16 protein-coding genes and 1 tRNA gene are annotated in these 15,211 nt (G+C 68.9%); 13 read left to right on the forward strand and 4 right to left on the reverse strand.

Going from position 1 to position 15,211, the window contains the following annotated elements; translation table 11 throughout:
- Nucleotides 1-9: 9 nt before the first annotated feature.
- Genes VZF99_RS03040 through VZF99_RS03080 form a run of 9 tightly spaced genes read left to right on the forward strand, consistent with a single transcriptional unit; the run spans nucleotide 10 to nucleotide 9,532 of the window.
- Complete coding sequence (locus tag VZF99_RS03040) at nucleotides 10-852, forward strand: MlaE family ABC transporter permease (protein WP_371607075.1); 843 nt, start codon at nucleotides 10-12, stop codon at nucleotides 850-852.
- Nucleotides 853-861: 9 nt separating this feature from the next.
- Complete coding sequence (locus VZF99_RS03045) at nucleotides 862-2,100, forward strand: MCE family protein (RefSeq protein ID WP_407335683.1); 1,239 nt, start codon at nucleotides 862-864, stop codon at nucleotides 2,098-2,100.
- Nucleotides 2,097-3,152 (forward strand): MCE family protein, encoded by a 1,056-nt coding sequence (locus tag VZF99_RS03050; protein ID WP_407335684.1) that lies wholly within the window; start codon nucleotides 2,097-2,099, stop codon nucleotides 3,150-3,152. Before VZF99_RS03045 ends, VZF99_RS03050 begins: the two co-directional genes overlap by 4 nt.
- Complete coding sequence (locus tag VZF99_RS03055) at nucleotides 3,145-4,293, forward strand: MCE family protein (RefSeq protein WP_407335685.1); 1,149 nt, start codon at nucleotides 3,145-3,147, stop codon at nucleotides 4,291-4,293. The genes VZF99_RS03050 and VZF99_RS03055 overlap by 8 nt, the downstream gene beginning before the upstream one ends.
- On the forward strand, nucleotides 4,290-5,555 hold the full coding sequence (locus VZF99_RS03060; protein WP_120284514.1) for an MCE family protein: 1,266 nt from the start codon (nucleotides 4,290-4,292) through the stop codon (nucleotides 5,553-5,555). The genes VZF99_RS03055 and VZF99_RS03060 overlap by 4 nt, the downstream gene beginning before the upstream one ends.
- Complete coding sequence (locus tag VZF99_RS03065; protein ID WP_120284512.1) at nucleotides 5,555-6,805, forward strand: MCE family protein; 1,251 nt, start codon at nucleotides 5,555-5,557, stop codon at nucleotides 6,803-6,805. The genes VZF99_RS03060 and VZF99_RS03065 overlap by 1 nt, the downstream gene beginning before the upstream one ends.
- Nucleotides 6,802-8,220 (forward strand): MCE family protein, encoded by a 1,419-nt coding sequence (locus tag VZF99_RS03070; protein ID WP_120284510.1) that lies wholly within the window; start codon nucleotides 6,802-6,804, stop codon nucleotides 8,218-8,220. Before VZF99_RS03065 ends, VZF99_RS03070 begins: the two co-directional genes overlap by 4 nt.
- Nucleotides 8,220-8,762 carry a hypothetical protein gene (locus tag VZF99_RS03075; RefSeq protein ID WP_096906008.1) on the forward strand — a complete coding sequence of 181 codons (543 nt, stop codon included), beginning with the start codon at nucleotides 8,220-8,222 and terminating at the stop codon, nucleotides 8,760-8,762. The genes VZF99_RS03070 and VZF99_RS03075 overlap by 1 nt, the downstream gene beginning before the upstream one ends.
- Nucleotides 8,759-9,532: a hypothetical protein gene (locus tag VZF99_RS03080; protein WP_120284508.1), complete on the forward strand. Its 774-nt coding sequence runs from the start codon at nucleotides 8,759-8,761 to the stop codon at nucleotides 9,530-9,532. The genes VZF99_RS03075 and VZF99_RS03080 overlap by 4 nt, the downstream gene beginning before the upstream one ends.
- Nucleotides 9,533-9,629: 97 nt before the next feature.
- On the opposite strand, the gene VZF99_RS03085 is transcribed toward VZF99_RS03080, so the two are convergent.
- The 3 genes from VZF99_RS03085 to VZF99_RS03095 form a co-directional block, all read right to left on the reverse strand.
- Complete coding sequence (locus VZF99_RS03085; RefSeq protein ID WP_407335686.1) at nucleotides 9,630-11,078, reverse strand: trehalose-6-phosphate synthase; 1,449 nt, start codon at nucleotides 11,076-11,078, stop codon at nucleotides 9,630-9,632.
- A gap of 34 nt (nucleotides 11,079-11,112) precedes the next feature.
- The gene (locus VZF99_RS03090) at nucleotides 11,113-11,295 is read right to left on the reverse strand and encodes a hypothetical protein (RefSeq protein WP_253003223.1); all 183 of its coding nucleotides are present in this window, start codon (nucleotides 11,293-11,295) and stop codon (nucleotides 11,113-11,115) included.
- 70 nt (nucleotides 11,296-11,365) lie between these two features.
- A complete protein-coding gene (locus VZF99_RS03095; RefSeq protein WP_407335687.1) occupies nucleotides 11,366-12,748 on the reverse strand; it encodes a threonine/serine exporter ThrE family protein in 1,383 nt (460 codons plus the stop codon).
- Nucleotides 12,749-12,825: 77 nt separating this feature from the next.
- On the opposite strand from VZF99_RS03095, the gene VZF99_RS03100 reads away from it, so the two are divergent.
- The 3 genes from VZF99_RS03100 (at nucleotide 12,826) to VZF99_RS03110 (ending at nucleotide 13,860) form a co-directional block, all read left to right on the forward strand.
- Nucleotides 12,826-12,898: transfer RNA gene (locus VZF99_RS03100), tRNA-Thr, on the forward strand.
- Between the two features lie 178 nt (nucleotides 12,899-13,076).
- The gene (locus tag VZF99_RS03105) at nucleotides 13,077-13,451 is read left to right on the forward strand and encodes a nuclear transport factor 2 family protein (protein WP_120284504.1); all 375 of its coding nucleotides are present in this window, start codon (nucleotides 13,077-13,079) and stop codon (nucleotides 13,449-13,451) included.
- Between the two features lie 16 nt (nucleotides 13,452-13,467).
- On the forward strand, nucleotides 13,468-13,860 hold the full coding sequence (locus VZF99_RS03110) for a nuclear transport factor 2 family protein (protein ID WP_244200782.1): 393 nt from the start codon (nucleotides 13,468-13,470) through the stop codon (nucleotides 13,858-13,860).
- Between the two features lie 60 nt (nucleotides 13,861-13,920).
- Here VZF99_RS03110 and VZF99_RS03115 read toward each other — a convergent pair whose 3' ends face one another.
- Nucleotides 13,921-14,349 carry an HIT family protein gene (locus tag VZF99_RS03115; RefSeq protein ID WP_120284500.1) on the reverse strand — a complete coding sequence of 143 codons (429 nt, stop codon included), beginning with the start codon at nucleotides 14,347-14,349 and terminating at the stop codon, nucleotides 13,921-13,923.
- Nucleotides 14,350-14,475: 126 nt separating this feature from the next.
- On the opposite strand from VZF99_RS03115, the gene VZF99_RS03120 reads away from it, so the two are divergent.
- Nucleotides 14,476-15,180, forward strand: coding sequence for a TetR/AcrR family transcriptional regulator (locus VZF99_RS03120; RefSeq protein WP_396468090.1), 705 nt, complete (start codon nucleotides 14,476-14,478; stop codon nucleotides 15,178-15,180).
- Nucleotides 15,181-15,211 lie beyond the last annotated feature (31 nt).

The following is a 15,211-nucleotide window of genomic DNA, read 5'->3' on the forward strand; positions in this document are numbered from 1 at the left end:
GTGACCGTCATCGAGACCACCCGGTTCCCGCGCCTCGCGCGGGCCCGGCACCACACCGTCGGCAGGATCGACGATTTCGGCGGCATCGCCCTGTTCTTCTGGCGAGCGCTTCTGGCCACGCCGCGGGCGCTCACGCATTACCGCAAGGAGACGCTGCGGCTCATCGCCGAGATCGCCATGGGTACGGGCGCGCTGGCGATGATCGGCGGCACCGTGGTGATCGTCGGGTTCCTCACCCTGGCCACCGGCGGCGTGATCGCCGTCCAGGGGTTCTCGTCGCTCACGGATGTCGGGGTCGAGGCGCTCACCGGTTTCTTCGCGGCGTTCATCAACGTGCGAATCGCCGCCCCGGTGATCGCCGGCATCGGGTTGGCGGCCACCATCGGGGCCGGTGCGACCGCCCAGTTGGGCGCGATGCGCGTGTCGGAGGAGATCGACGCACTCGAGGTGATGGCGATCGACTCGGTCACCTACCTCGTCTCCACGCGGATCGTCGCCGGGATGATCGCCGTGGTGCCGTTGTACTCCCTCGCCGTCATCGCCTCGTTCCTGGCGAGCCGGTTCGCGACCGTGGAGATCTACGGACAGTCCGGGGGCGTCTACGACCACTACTTCTCGACGTTCCTCATCCCCACGGACATCCTCTGGTCCTTCGTGCAGGCCATCGCGATGGCCATCACGATCATGCTCATCCACACCTACTACGGCTACAACGCCGCCGGCGGTCCCGCCGGAGTCGGCACCGCCGTCGGAAACGCCGTCCGCACCTCGCTCATCGCCGTGGTGACCGTAACCCTTCTCGTCTCCCTCGCCATCTACGGCGGAGACGGCAACTTCAACCTGTCGGGATAGGAGACACAGATGGCGAGGACGGTCAGTCAGAGCGACGCGGTGCCCAAGCGCATCGCTGCCGCGAGCCTGGCGCTGTTCATCGTCGTCGTGGTCGCGACCTCGCTCCTGATGTTCGTGCGCGCCTTCGACGACCGGGTGCCGCTGACCGTGCGCAGCGATCGCGCGGGTCTGGTCATGGAGGCCGACGCGAAGGTGCGTTCGCGTGGCGTCGAGATCGGCAATGTCACCGACATCCGCCAGGAGTTCGACGGCGCGACCCTCGACATCGAGGTGGATCCCGCCGCTCTCGAGGCGATCCCGGCCAACTCGGTCGTGACGATCGGGTCCAATACGGTCTTCGGAGCCAAGTCGGTCGACTTCGAACCTCCGGCGCGCCCGGCCCCGACGGCCCTCGAGGCCGGTGCAGTCGTCGAGACGTCCAACGTCACCACCGAGGTGAACACCCTCTTCGAGGACCTCACCGTCCTGCTGGAGGCGATCGAGCCCGAGAAACTCAACGCCACTCTGGGCGCCATCTCGGGCGCTGTGGACGGCCGGGGCGAACAGGTGGGGCGCACGATCACCGATCTGAACGACTACCTGCAGGAGGTCAACCCGCAGATCGAGACCCTCCAGCGCGACCTGGCCAAGGGGTCCCGCGTGGCCAACCTCTACGCCGACGTCACGCCTGACCTGATGCGGTTGCTCGACTCCGGCACGGACGTCGGCGCCAACGTCGTCAACAACCAGGCCCGGTTCGAGCAACTCCTGGCCTCCAGCATCGGAACCGGAGAGACCGGCAAGCGGCTGCTGTCGGAGAACGGCAACGAACTCGTCAAGACCCTGTCGGACCTGCGGGCGTCCACCAGCCTGCTCGCCGAGTACTCGCCCATGCTGACCTGTCTGATCGTCGGCCTCAACCAGGGTGTCGAGGGCGCGATGTCCGCCTTCGGCGGCAAGGACCAGCCGGGCCTCGTGTTCAAGGCCGGTTTCCAGCAGGGTGCGCGCGCGTACGAGTACCCCAAGGACCTGCCCAAGGTCAACGCCAGCACCGGGCCCAACTGCTACGGCCTGCCGTTCCCTGCCCCGGATGTCCACGCCCCGTTCGTCGTCACCGACACCGGCTCCAACCCTGTGGAGGGCATGCCCGACGTGTTCACCTCTCGTCCCGCCCCGCTCTTCGGTCCGCTGCGGCCGACCGTCCCCGGTGTACCCGCGCCCCCGACCCTTCTGCAGGTCATGCTCGGGATGGACGGGGGCACCCCGTGAGCGCGGCCCGCGCGGCGACGCGCGACCTCCGGTCCACCCTGGTGAAGCTGACGCTGTTCACCACGGTGATGGCCCTGGTCCTCATCGGTCTGGTCGTGGTATTCAGCGAGTACCGGTCGGGTGACACCGAGGACTACAACGCCGCCTTCACCGACGTCTCCGGTCTCGAACCGGGGGACAAAGTGCGCATCGCGGGCGTCGAGGTGGGCACGGTCGGCAGCATCGAGCTGGCCGAGGGCAACACCGCCGCGGTGGAGTTCTCGGTGGCAGGGGACCAAGTGGTCCACACCAGTACCGAGGCGATGGTGCGCTACGAGAACCTCACCGGTGACCGGTACCTGGAACTCAAGCGGGGCGAGGGCGACCAGTCCCCGCTCGAGATCGGCGGGACGCTGCCCCTGTCCCAGACGTCGCCGGCCCTGGATCTGGACGCGCTCCTGGGCGGGTTCCGCCCGTTGTTCAAGGCGCTCGATCCCGGCCAGGTCAATCAACTGTCGGAGTCCATCGTCAAGGTGTTCCAGGGTGAGGCGGGAACCGTCCAGGACCTGCTCGCCGCGACGTCATCCCTGACACAGACGCTGGCGGACCGCGATCAGCTCATCGGCGACGTGATCACCAACCTCAACGGGGTGCTCACCACGGTGGCGGACAACCAGGACAATGTGGATTCGATCGTCGACGACCTTCAGCAGCTCGTCTCCGGACTGTCCGCGAACGCAGGACCGATCGGCGAGTCCGTCGACCGCCTCAACGACGCGAGCGCCAACATGACCACCCTGCTGGCCGACGTCCGTCCCGCCCTGCGTGAGGACGTAGCCCAGATCGACCGGGTGGCGACGCTCATCAACGAGGACGAGCCGTTCGTGGAGAACGTGATGAACCGGCTCCCGTCGGACTTCGAGAAGATGGGACGGCTCGGCATCTACGGCAGCTTCTTCCAGTTCTACCTGTGCGGCAACATCGTGCAGATCACCGACCCCGCCACCGGGCAGGGGCTCTACATGCCGCAGTACGAGCAGACGACGGGACGGTGTGCCTTCCCCGATGAGTGACGATTCAAGCCAGGCGCCCCCCAAGGCGCCCCGCGGTCAACTCCGGTTCCGAGACCGCGATCCCAAGAAGCTCGGCGTGTGGGGAGCAGTGGGCGCCGTGGCGTTGATGGGGATCTCCCTCAACTACGACCGCATCCCCTACGTCAACGGCATGCGCGACGCGACCGTCTACGTCGCCGACGCCGCGGGTCTCGACACCGGGGACCACGTCCAGGTCGCCGGGATGAATGTCGGGACGGTCCGCAAGATCGAGCTGGACGGTGACCGGGTGAGGGTGCGCTTCGCCATCAACCGGGGTGTCGAACTCGGTGCCGACACCTCCGCGCAGATCAAGACGGACTCGATTCTCGGCCGCCGCGCGCTCGGCGTCTTCTCGGACGGCCGGGGAGATCTCGAGGACAACACGATCCCGATCGAGCGGACCTCCGTCCCGTACTCGCTCACGTCGGCGCTCGGCGACCTCAGCGACACCGTCGAGGCCATGGACACCGACAAGGTGGACGAGGCCCTGACCGTTCTCGCCGAGACCATGGAGGGGTCGTCTCCCGAGGTCCGGGGTGCGATCGACGGGATCACCCGTCTGTCCCGCTCCCTCAACGAACGCGACGAGGGGGTCCGACAACTGCTCGAGAAGGCGGCCGGTACCACCGATGTGCTGGGCAGGCGCAGCGAACAGATCAACCAGCTCATGGTCGACGGCAACACCCTGTTCACACAACTCGACCTGCGGCGTCGTGCTCTCAGCGAGCTCATCATGAACATCGACGAACTCGCGCGTCAGCTGTCGGGGCTGGTCCAGGACAACGAGGCCCAACTCGGGCCCGCCCTGGACAAGCTCGAGCAGGTCTCCGATCTACTGATCCGCAACAAGGACGACATCGACCTGGGCCTGCGTCGGATCGTCCCGTTCTCCACGGCGTTGAGTGAGGCCGTCGCCTCCGGACCGTGGTTCAACGCCTACATATCCAACCTGTCCCTCGGCCACTACCAGCAGACGATCGTGAGGGACCTATTGCCACTGATCGACGACCGCGTCCAGCCTGAACCAGGTCTGGTCCGTGAACCCACCATGCCGGGTACTCCCGAGCTGACGTTCATGGACGAGCACCCCGGCTGGGGCGAGAAGAGGGTGCCGCGATGAGTCGAATCCTGTCTTCCCCGCTGGCCAAGATCGTGGCGCTGCTCGCCGTGATCGCGATCGTCGTGGGCGCGGTGTGGTTCTTCACCGGTCGGACCAAGACGATCACCGCCTACTTCCCGTCCACCCGGGGTGTCTACGAGGACGACACCGTGCGGGTCCTGGGTGTGCGAGTCGGCAGCATCTCCGACATCGCCACCGAGGACGGCAAGTCCAAGGTGACCATGGAGGTCGATCGCGACGTCGCCATCCCGGCGGACGCCAACGCGCTGCTCGTCGCGCAATCCCTGGTCGCCGAGCGCTTCATCCAGCTCACCCCCGCCTTCACCGGTGGGGAGGAGATGCCCGACGGCGGGACGATCCCCGTCGAGCGGACGGCCGTCCCGGTCGAGTGGGACGGGGTCAAGGAGCAGCTCATGAAGCTCTCCTCGGCCCTCGGGCCGACCGGCGACGAGGAGACCGGTCCGCTCGGGGACTTCGTGGAGTCGGCGGATTCGATGCTCGAGGGCAACGGCGGCGAGATCCGCGATGCTCTCAGCGAGGTGTCGCAGACCATGTCGCTGCTGTCCGACGGCCGAGAGAACCTCTTCACCACCCTCAAGAACCTGCAGCTCTTCGTCACGGCCCTGTCCCAGAGCGAGGAGCAGATCGTCTCCTTCGGCGGCAGGCTCGCCAGCGTCTCCCAGGTGCTGGGCGACCAGACCGCGGACATCGATGCGGCCCTGCGCGATCTCGATCTGGCGGTGATGGACATCAACCGGTTCCTGGAGAACCACGGCGACCGTGTCACCACCGGTGTCGACAAGCTGGGCCGGGCGACCGAGGTCGTCCGCGACCGCCGGGCGGAACTGGAGGGCGTGCTGCACGTGGGGCCGACGGCGATGTCGAACTTCTACAACATCTACCGGCCGTACCAGGGTGTGCTCACCGGTGTCCTGGCCATGAACCAGATGGCCAACCCGACCAACTTCATCTGCGGCGCCATCGCCGGCCTGGCCAACAACACCGCCGAGTCCGATGCGCAATTGTGCGCCGAGTACATGGGTCCGCTGTTCAACTCGTTGACCTCCAACTACCCGTACGGCGCGGTCACCCCGCCGATCACCCCGACCGCCGAGCCCCACCAGATCTGGGATCGTCAGAAGCCCGGGACCCGGACCCCGCCCGGTGTGCAGCCGGTGTCGGACCGCCCGGACCCGCTGGTCAACGTCGTCAACCGTGGGGACAACCTCACCGACACCCTGCTCGTGACGGGAGGTGCCTGATGCTCGGCAACGGATCCGGGTCCCGCCTGCGGGCGGTCGGCGCGCTCGGCACGGTGGTCCTGCTCTCGGGGGCCGGGTGTTCGTGGCAGGGTCTCAACTCCCTTCCGCTCCCCGGGGCCCAGGGCAAGGGTGAGGGTGCCTACGAGGTGACGATCGAGATGCCCAACGTCACGACCATCACCCGCAACTCCCCGGTGCGGGTCAACGATGTCAACGTCGGTTCCATCACCGCCATGCGGGTGGAGGACTACACCGCGATCGTCACGATCAGCCTCAACGAGGAGGTCAGGCTCCCGGCCAACGCCCACGCCAAGATCGGGCAGACCAGCCTCCTGGGCTCCCAGCACCTCGAGCTCTTCCCGCCGCCGGAGGGCGACCCGCAGGGCACACTGGCGGACGGTGACGTGATCCCGCTGGCCCGCGCCGGCGTCTACCCAACCACCGAGCAGACGCTGTCGGCGTTGTCGGTCGTCCTCACCGACGGCGGCCTGGCCCAGTTCGAGACCATCGCCACCGAGCTCAACACCGCCCTGGACGGCCGCGAGATCGACGCCAACGAGGTCCTCACGCAGCTGGATACCACCGTCAGCGGACTCGACGACCAGCGTGCCGACATCATCGCCGCGATGGAGGGGCTCGACCGTCTGTCGCGACAGATCAACGAGCAGAACGACACCCTCGCCCGGGCCCTGGCCCAGATGCCGGAGGCGCTGACGTTGATCAATGACCAGAAGCAGCAGCTGACCACGGCCCTGGTCTCGCTCGGCGACTTCGGCAACAAGGCCAACCAGGTCATCGATGCGGGCGGCGGACAGGATCTCGTGGACAACCTCCGCGATCTCACCCCGGTGCTCGAGGGGCTGGCGAACGCCGGACGTGACATGACCCGGGTGCTCAGTTCGCTCATCACGTTCCCGTTCCCGCAGGCGGGTATCGACAACTTCCTGCGCGGGGACTACGCCAACCTGTACATCCACGCCGACGCGACGATGCCGCGCCTGGCGGAGACAATGCTCCTGGGCACCGAGTTCGGTAACCGGATGGCGGGAGTCGAGGGCTACATCGGACTCGCACCGAATCCGCTCGCCGGGGCGGACCCGTACTCCCTCGACGTGCCCCGACCGGAGCCCGCACCCGACGGCGCGCCCGCGCCCGCGGGGGACGCCGCCACGCCGACGCCGGAGCAGCCCGACGGGGACCCCGCACCCGCGGAGCCGCCCGCCGCCACGACCGAGGAGGCACCGCGATGACCCGTCTCGTCAAGATCCAGTTGACGATCTTCGCCGTGGTCACCGTTCTGGCCCTCACGGTCATGTCGGTGTCTTACCTCAAGCTGCCCACGGCCTTCGGATGGCAGCGCACGGACGTCGCCCTGGAGATGCCCGACACCGGCGGCCTCTACCAGAACGCCAACGTCTCGTACCTCGGCAACGTCATCGGTCGTGTCGACTCCGTCACCCTCACACCCGGGCACGTCGTGGCGAACCTGCACTTCGACGCGCGGGCCGATGTCCCGGAGAACGTCCGGGCCCAGATCCGCAGCGTCTCGGCGGTCGGTGAGCAATACGTGGAGTTCGTCCCGGAGGGCGAACCGAGCGGCGAGCTGGCGGACGGGTCCGTGCTCGGGCGGGACCGGGTCGACATGCCCCAGGGGATCGGACCGGTACTGGACCAGGCCACCGTGCTCATGGCGTCGATCGACGATGCCAAGATGCGACGCGTGATCTCCGAGTCGTTCGACGCGTTCAACGGCTCGGAGCGCGACCTCCAGCGCTTCCTCGACTCGGCCCAGTTGTTGCTCGAGGAGGCCCGTTCCAACACGGACGTCACCCGTCAGCTCATCGCCGACGCCGAGCCGGTCCTGGACTCCCAGCTCCGCTCGTCGGACTCGATCCGGGCCTGGACCCGGAACCTCGCGGACCTGACCGATCAGCTCCGGACCAACGAGCCCCAGCTGACCTCGATCATCCAACGCGGCCCGGACTCTCTGGCGCGGGCGACCAAGGTCCTCAACGATCTGCAGCCGACCATGCCGGTGCTGGTCGCCAATCTGGTGAGCGTCGGCGAGGTGGGCGTCGTGTACAACCGCTCCATCGAGCAGCTCCTCGTGATCTACCCCGCCCTGGTGTCCTCGCTCATCACCGCCATCAACGGCGCCAAGGACACCGGTGAGATCAAGGTGGACTTCAACCTCCAGATCAACGAGACCCCGCCGTGCACCACCGGCTTCCTCCCGGCCGATCAACGCCGCTCGCCGGCGGACCTCTCGGTGCCGCCGCTGATCAACGGCATCTACTGCAAGGTGCCCCAGGACTCGCAGCAGGTCGTGCGAGGCGCCCGCAACCTGCCGTGCATGGAGTACCCCGGCCGGCGGGCGGCGTCGCCCGCCGAGTGTGCGGCGGACGACTACCAACCCGAGGGGATCAACCCCCCGGACACGAGCGAGGTCGGTCCGCCCGGGAACAACCCCAACGGGTGGAACGTTGTGCCGTCGTCGGACACCGGAGAACAGGAGATCCGCACGTCGGCCGCGATGTACGACCCGTCGACGGGCGAATACCTGGGCGCCGACGGTAAGACGTATCGTCAGCTCAATCTCGGTGATGCCGGACGACTCCCGGCGGACGCCGACCTGGCCGACATCCTCACGAACGGAGTGACCTAGTGCCACAGCCGGACGACAACCCCGCCGACCGTGGGCGCCTGTGGCTCACCGTGACCGCGGTGGTCGCGGCGGTCTGTCTCGTGGCCGCCGTCGTCGCGACGTCGCTGTGGCTGGGTGAGCGGAACGCGGCGGCCTCCGTGCGCGCCGACCGGGCCTCCGCTGCCGAACTCGACGCCTCGTACCGTGACTTCGCGACGACCGTGATGACCAAGCTCATGACCATCAGGCAGGAGACGCTGTCGGAGGACGTCGACGAGATCGTCGGCCTGATCGACGGCGATTTCTCGGAGCAGTTCGCGCCTCGCCGCGATTCGTACGAGGACGTCGTCAAGACCACCAATGTCGTCGCCGACGGTGTGGTGTCCGCCGCCGCCGTCGAGCACTCCTACCCCGACCGGGCCGAGGTGATCATGGCGATCGACCAGACCATCGGCAACCCGAAGTCCGATGAGGACCAGGACCGCCAGTACCGTGTGCGCGTGACCGTGAACCGACACGACGACGGCGAGATGAAGGTCACGGGGGTGAACTTCATCCCATGACCACTCCCGACTCCGACATCCGCGCCACCCGTCGCGCCCAGCGCGAGGCCGAGCGCGCGGCCCGCGCCCAGCGCAAGGCCGACGCCGCCCGCGAGCGTGCCCTCGAGGCCGCACGGGCCGGTGGGCTGTTCGAGGGCATGGAGGCCATGCCCCGCACCGAGACCGCCGACGCACGATCGGACGAGGACACCGCCGGCGGCGCGACCGCCCGGCCGGCCACCTCGACCCCCTCGTCGTCGCCGGCGTCCCGGGAACCGATCGACCCGGCCCGTCGGCGCACCCTGATCACCGCCCTGGCACTGGTGTCGGCGGCCCTCGTCGTCGTCACCGGCCTGGCCACGTGGCAGTACGTCGAGGCCCGCGAGGCGACGGCGATCGAGGAACAGATCGCGGCCGCGCCCCGGGCGGCCACCGACGCGGCGCGCGAGATCACCACCCAGATGTTCACCTACGACCACCGGACGGTGGACGCGGACCTCGCGGCGGTCCGGGACCGGCTCACCGACCCGGCGCTGTCGGAATTCGTCGAACAGTCCATGCCGACCGTCGCCTCCGCCGCCAAGGAGCAGGAGGCCACCGTCTACGCCACGGTCGCCGCCGCCGCCCCGCAGGAGGTGACGGACGCCGAACGCGTCACCGTGCTGGTCATGCTCAACCGGATGGTCTCCACCAAGGACGCACCCGAGGCGGCCAGCTCGGCCTCACGGCTGAGCGTGGACATGGTCCGCCAGGACGGGACGTGGAAGCTCGCCGAGCTCAACGCGCTCTGACCCGGACGCGCTCTGACCCGGACGCGCTTTGACCCGGACGCGCTCTGACCGCCAACCGACGCCCGGGTATGGGGCGCCGCCCGGGGCGGACGGGGTCCTAGTCGTCCGAGGTGGCGTCGAGGGTGTTGAAGAACCGGCGGGCCCACGCGTGGACATCGTTGCTCAACACCTGCCGACGCAGTGACCGCATACGGCGCCGCCGGTCGTCGGGGGAGTCGTCGACCGCGGCCATGATGGCGTCCTTGACCCCGTCGAGATCGTGCGGGTTGCACAGGTACGCCTGGCGTAGCTCCGCGGCGGCGCCGGCGAACTCGCTGAGCACCAGGGCGCCCTCGCCGTCGGTGCACGAGGCCACGTACTCCTTGGCCACCAGGTTCATACCGTCACGCACGGGCGTCACCAGCATCACGTCGGCGGCGGAGTAGAACGCCGCCAACTCGGTCTTGGGGACGGGCCGGTGGATGTAGGTCACCACGGGGTGCCCGATCTCGCCGAAGGTGCCGTTGATGCGGCCCACCGACTCCTCGATCCGCGACCGCATGATCTGGTACTGCTCGACCCGCTCCCGGCTCGGCGTGGCCAGCTGCAGGAGGGTCACGTCGGCGGGCTCCAGACGCCCCTCCTCCAGCAGCTCCTCCAGGGCCTGCAGGCGGACGTCGATGCCCTTGGTGTAGTCCAGACGGTCCACGCCGAGCAGCAGGACCCGCGGCGACCCCAGCTCCTCACGCAGGCGGGTGGCGCGATCCCGGGTCTCGCGCGCGCGGGCCGTGGCGTCCACGGACGCGGAGTCGATGGAGATGGGGAACGCGCCGACCCGCACCATCCGGTCGCCCACCCGGATCTCGGAGGCGCGGCCCCGCGACGAGCGCAGGCGGACGGACGGGTAGCCGCGCAGACGGTTGGCGAGGATCCGGAAGTTGTCGGCTCCACCGGGGAGGTGGAACCCCACCAGGTCCGCCCCCAACATGCCCTCGACCAGCTCGGTGCGCCACGGCAGCTGCATGAACAGCTCGACGGGCGGGAACGGGATGTGCAGGAAGAACCCGATGGTGAGGTCGGGCCGCAGTTCGCGCAGCAGGGACGGCACCAGCAGCAGCTGGTAGTCCTGCACCCAGACGGTGGCACCCTCGGCGGCGGCCTCTGCCGTGGCCTCGGCGAAGCGGGTGTTGATCTCGCGGTAGGAGTTCCACCACTCGCGGTGGTACTCGGCCGGCACCACCACGTCGTGGAACAACGGCCAGAGGGTGGCGTTGGAGAAACCCTCGTAGTAGAGCTCGACGTCCCGGGCGGACAGGGTGACCGAGTGGAGGCGGATGCCGTCCGCGTCGAACGGCTCGGGGGCGGCGTCGGGGACGCCGGGCCACCCCACCCACGCGCCGTCGCCTGCCTTGAGGATGGACTCCAGCGCCGTCACGAGGCCGCCCGGGCTGGCCTTCCAGTGCTCGGTGCCGTCCCGGTCGATGACGAGGTCCACGGGGAGACGGTTGGCGACGACGACGAAGTCGGCCCCTGCATCGGTGGACATCTGCCCGGTACCGCTCGTCATCGGGTGCCCCCTCGCGTGGATCGCTGTGGTCTGGTTACTCGGCGTCCGCCGTCACCTGCGGCTCCGGACCGATCCCGAGCATGTCGAGGAGCATCCGGCACTCGTCGGCGTCGGCCGAGTACGAGGCCACGACCTTGCGGGCCTGGTCGGCGGTCTCGTCCGCGACCGGCTCCAGGTCGTCGAGCTCGGGTTCTTTGCTGGCGGCGGCTGAAGCCATAGTGGTCCTCCTGGGATCGGTGGGGGACACGCGCCCTGCTCGGGTGACGTCGTCCGTCGCCGATTCTACTTCACCCGTCCGCGGCCGCCGACCGGCGCAGATTACGGGTCACCCACTCACCGAACACGATCCCGGCGGCCAGTGCCACCGCGATCGCCAACGCCTGGAACATCAGGCCCAGACCGATACCCGTCTGGTCGCTCGTCAGCGCCGACAGGCCGCGGTACACGGACAGGCCCGGCAGGAACGGCGTGATGCCGGCGATGGTCACCACCAGGGGCGGGACGGTCGCGATACGGGCGAGGATGCCGCCGATCAGACCCATCGTGCAGGCGGCGAGCGCGGAGCCCACCACCACTCCCAGTCCGGTGGCCATGACCGCCTGGAAGATGAGCATGCCGATCGCGCCGACGGTGGCCGCGAGCCAGGTCGCTCGGACCGTCGCGTAGCTCGCCACGGCGAACCCGGCGGCGCCCACGCCCGCGGCGAGCACCGCGATGTGGACGGCGGCGGTGCCGGCGATGGCCGGGTCGATCGGGGGCGGGGACATCCCGAGACGTTCGAACACCGCGAGCGCGATCGTGATCCCGCCCAGGACTCCGCCGGTCATCACCATGGTCTCGACCCCGCGTCCCGCGGAGGTCACGGGGAACCCGGTGATGGCGTCCTCGATGGCGCCGACGAGGGTCAGCCCCGCGAGCAACACGATGATCCCGGCCGCGACCAGTTGTGAGGGTTGTACCTCGATGAAGTTGTCGCTGACGGCCACGTACGCGGCGAGGGCCCACGCGGCCGCGATGAACCCGCCCACGACCTGTTGGAAGAAGCTGGGCAGCCGGTGGCGGTCGAGGTAGCGGTTGGCGTACATCAGGCCGAACGTGGAGACCATGGAGATGAGGCCGGCCAGGGGGCTCCCCCCGAGCTGGATGACCACCGCGCACCCCAGCATCGCCCACCCCAGGACCGCGACGCGGAAGGAGTGCGGGTGCGGGGAGGCCACGATCCTCTCGACCTCGGCGGCGGCCTGGTCGACGGTGAGCTGGCGGCGCACGATGAGGTCGATGAGGCGGGAGACGCGGGTCACCCGTGTCATGTCGACGGTGCGGTAGTTGACCACCCGGATGACCGAGATCGGCGGTCGGCCGCGACGTCGGTTGACCCCGATGGTCAGCGACGTGAAGGTGACCTCGACGGTCGCGCCCGGCAGGCCGAACGCCGCCGCCACGGACTCGGCCTGGGCGACGGTGTCCGCGGCGCCCTCGCCGGAGGACAGCAGGATCCCGCCGATCTCGAGGGCGAGGTTGAGGACGTCGGTGACGGCGCCGTCGTCGTCGAGGTCGACCGGCGCCATGGGGGACAGCGGGGGCTCGACCGCCAGGTCCATGGCGGACTTGCGCAGTCCCATCCACGCCAGTGGTCGGGTGAGCGGTGCCGGTGCGTCGCGGGTCTCCACGGTGCACACCGTAGTCAAGAGCCCCGACGGTGGCCGGGTTAGGATGACTGGCGGGCCGCGGCGGTGTCGCCGCCCGTGCTGGAGTGGCGCAATTGGTAGCGCACCCGACTTGTAATCGGGCGGTTGCGAGTTCAAGTCTCGTCTCCAGCTCTCGAGTGGCGTCGGCGTTCGAGCCGGAAGCTGAGGGCACGCCAAGTGTCGGGCCGTCGGTGGTGGCCGCGGGATGCGGCCCCGACCGGGACCCCCAGTTCAGTGATCATTGTTAGCTTCCGTCTACTGGTGAGTAGAATGTTCTCAACGTTCCCGTCGCCAGAAGGACGCCGCCGAGATGACGCAGTCCGCAACAGAGATCGCCACTGCGTGGATGGCCGCCCTCGCCTCGGGCGACGCCGAGCGGACCATCGCACTGTCTTCGCCGTCGATCGTATACACAACGGGCCAGGTCAGGCGCTACGAGGGGCACGATGGTGTCCGCGACATCGTGTCGGACCTCTCCCGACTGGCCGGTTTCCTCACCGTCGGGGTGGAGGGGGAGGTCCTGGAGTCCGAGGGGGTCGTCGCGCTGCGCCGGATCGAGCGCTACACGCTGCCCAGCGGCGGGATCGAGATCCGGGGGTGTTCGTTCGTGGAAGTGGAGGACGGGATGGTCACGCGATGGGCGGATTACAAGAGCATGCACGCGATCGACGAGATCGTCGGATAACGGGGAGGCGGATGCCGTGAGCGAACGCGGAGCCGGGGACGTGGATCCCCGGGAAGTGGTCAGGGCCCTGATCGAGGCGGCGTTCGCGGGGGACGTCGAGACCGCGCAGTCATGGTGCACGCCGGACGTCGTCCTCACGATCGAGGGCACGCAGACTGTCCGGGGACACGAGGGCCTGCGCCATGTGATCGAGTTCAACCAGGATGTCTCGACCGACGTCAGCGTGGACATCCACCACGTACTGGGCTCGGGCGATGTGGCGGCGCTCAACCGGACCACACACCTCACCATCGGTGGGGTCGCCCTGAAGGTGGAGGTCGGCTCGTTCTTCGCGCTCCGCGACGGTCTCGTCGCGGCGTGGACCGACTATCAGGACATGCAGGACGTCACCCGGGCGCTCGGACACTGACGATCGGGCAGGGCCCGGCGCCGGCGGCCGACCGCCGACCCGGGGCGGACGGCCCCGGGTTCAGGCCTCCGGCACGAACTCCCCGTAGCCCAGTTCGCGCAGCGACCGCCGGATGGTCTCGGCCGCCGCGTCGGATTCATCGGCGGGCGCGTCGGGGTCCGCCAGCGACAGGTCGAATCCGGACATGTCGTCGGCGGGGAAGATGTGGATGTGGGTGTGCGGCACCTCGAAGCCGGCGATGAGATACCCGGCGCGCGCCGCACCGAGGCCTCCCACGACCGCCTTGCCGACGGCCTGTGCGACCTCGTTGAGCCGGGTCAGCAGCGCGGGCTCGAGATCGGTCCACCGATCGACCTCCGCGCGCGGGACGACCAGCGTGTGGCCGGGCGCGACAGGTGCGATGGTGAGGAAGGCGACCACCTCGGGGTCCTTCCAGACGAACCGGCCCGGCAGTTCACCGGCGATGATCTTGCTGAAAACGGTCGACATGGACCCCAGCCTACGTATCGGGGGCGATGGCCTCAGGTGGCAGACTGGCGAAAAGTGGTCTAATGGATGTATCCGCCACCCGCCGGGTGGCCCCCGTCCTCTCTACACACGCGAAGGAGCATCGACATGGTCGAGGCAGGTATTGCGACGGCAGAGGGCGCGGTGAAGAAGAAGGCCTACCACCACGGCGATCTGCGCAACGCCATCATCCAGGAGGCCACCGCTCGCGCGAGGGTTTCGGGGGAGAAGGCGATCATCCTCCGCGAGATCGCCCCGCACATCGGGGTGTCCGCCACCGCGGCGTACCGCCATTTCGCGAATCGGCAGCAGCTCGTCGAGGAGGTCGCGGCCCGCGGGTTCGTCGAGCTGGTCGGTCGCGTGGCGGCCGCGGCCGTCGGCGGTGCGGTGTCCGATCCGGTCCTCGCCGCCTACCGCGAGCTGCGCGAAGCGGCTCTCGCCGTGGTGGAGTTCTCGATCGACGAGCCTGCGTGGGCCCGCACGATGATGGAGAACCTGGGCCCGTCGGAGACCGTCGCCGCGCACGCCGATGCCATCAATGTGGAATTGCAGGCGATCGTCGAGCGCGGGATCGAGGCGGGGGCGTTCCGGCCCGGGGTCGTCATGAACGACGAGCTGCCGCTGTGGGCGGCGATCGACGGCCTCAGCGCCCAGGCGATGTTCGGGATCCGCCCGATGCGGACCCCGGACGCCGCACGGTCGACCGCACGGACCATTGATCTGTGTCTGACGGACCTGCTCACCGACGAGGGGCTGCGGGCCCGCGACGCGGCGTTCCCCGCCGCCGACATCACCGCCGACGCAGGGGTCTAGGGCCCGTTCGTTCCGGGCCGGGCCAGCCCGG

It is taken from the genome of Dietzia kunjamensis, from assembly GCF_045689975.1.
GTDB classification, from domain to species: Bacteria; Actinomycetota; Actinomycetes; order Mycobacteriales; family Mycobacteriaceae; genus Dietzia; species Dietzia kunjamensis.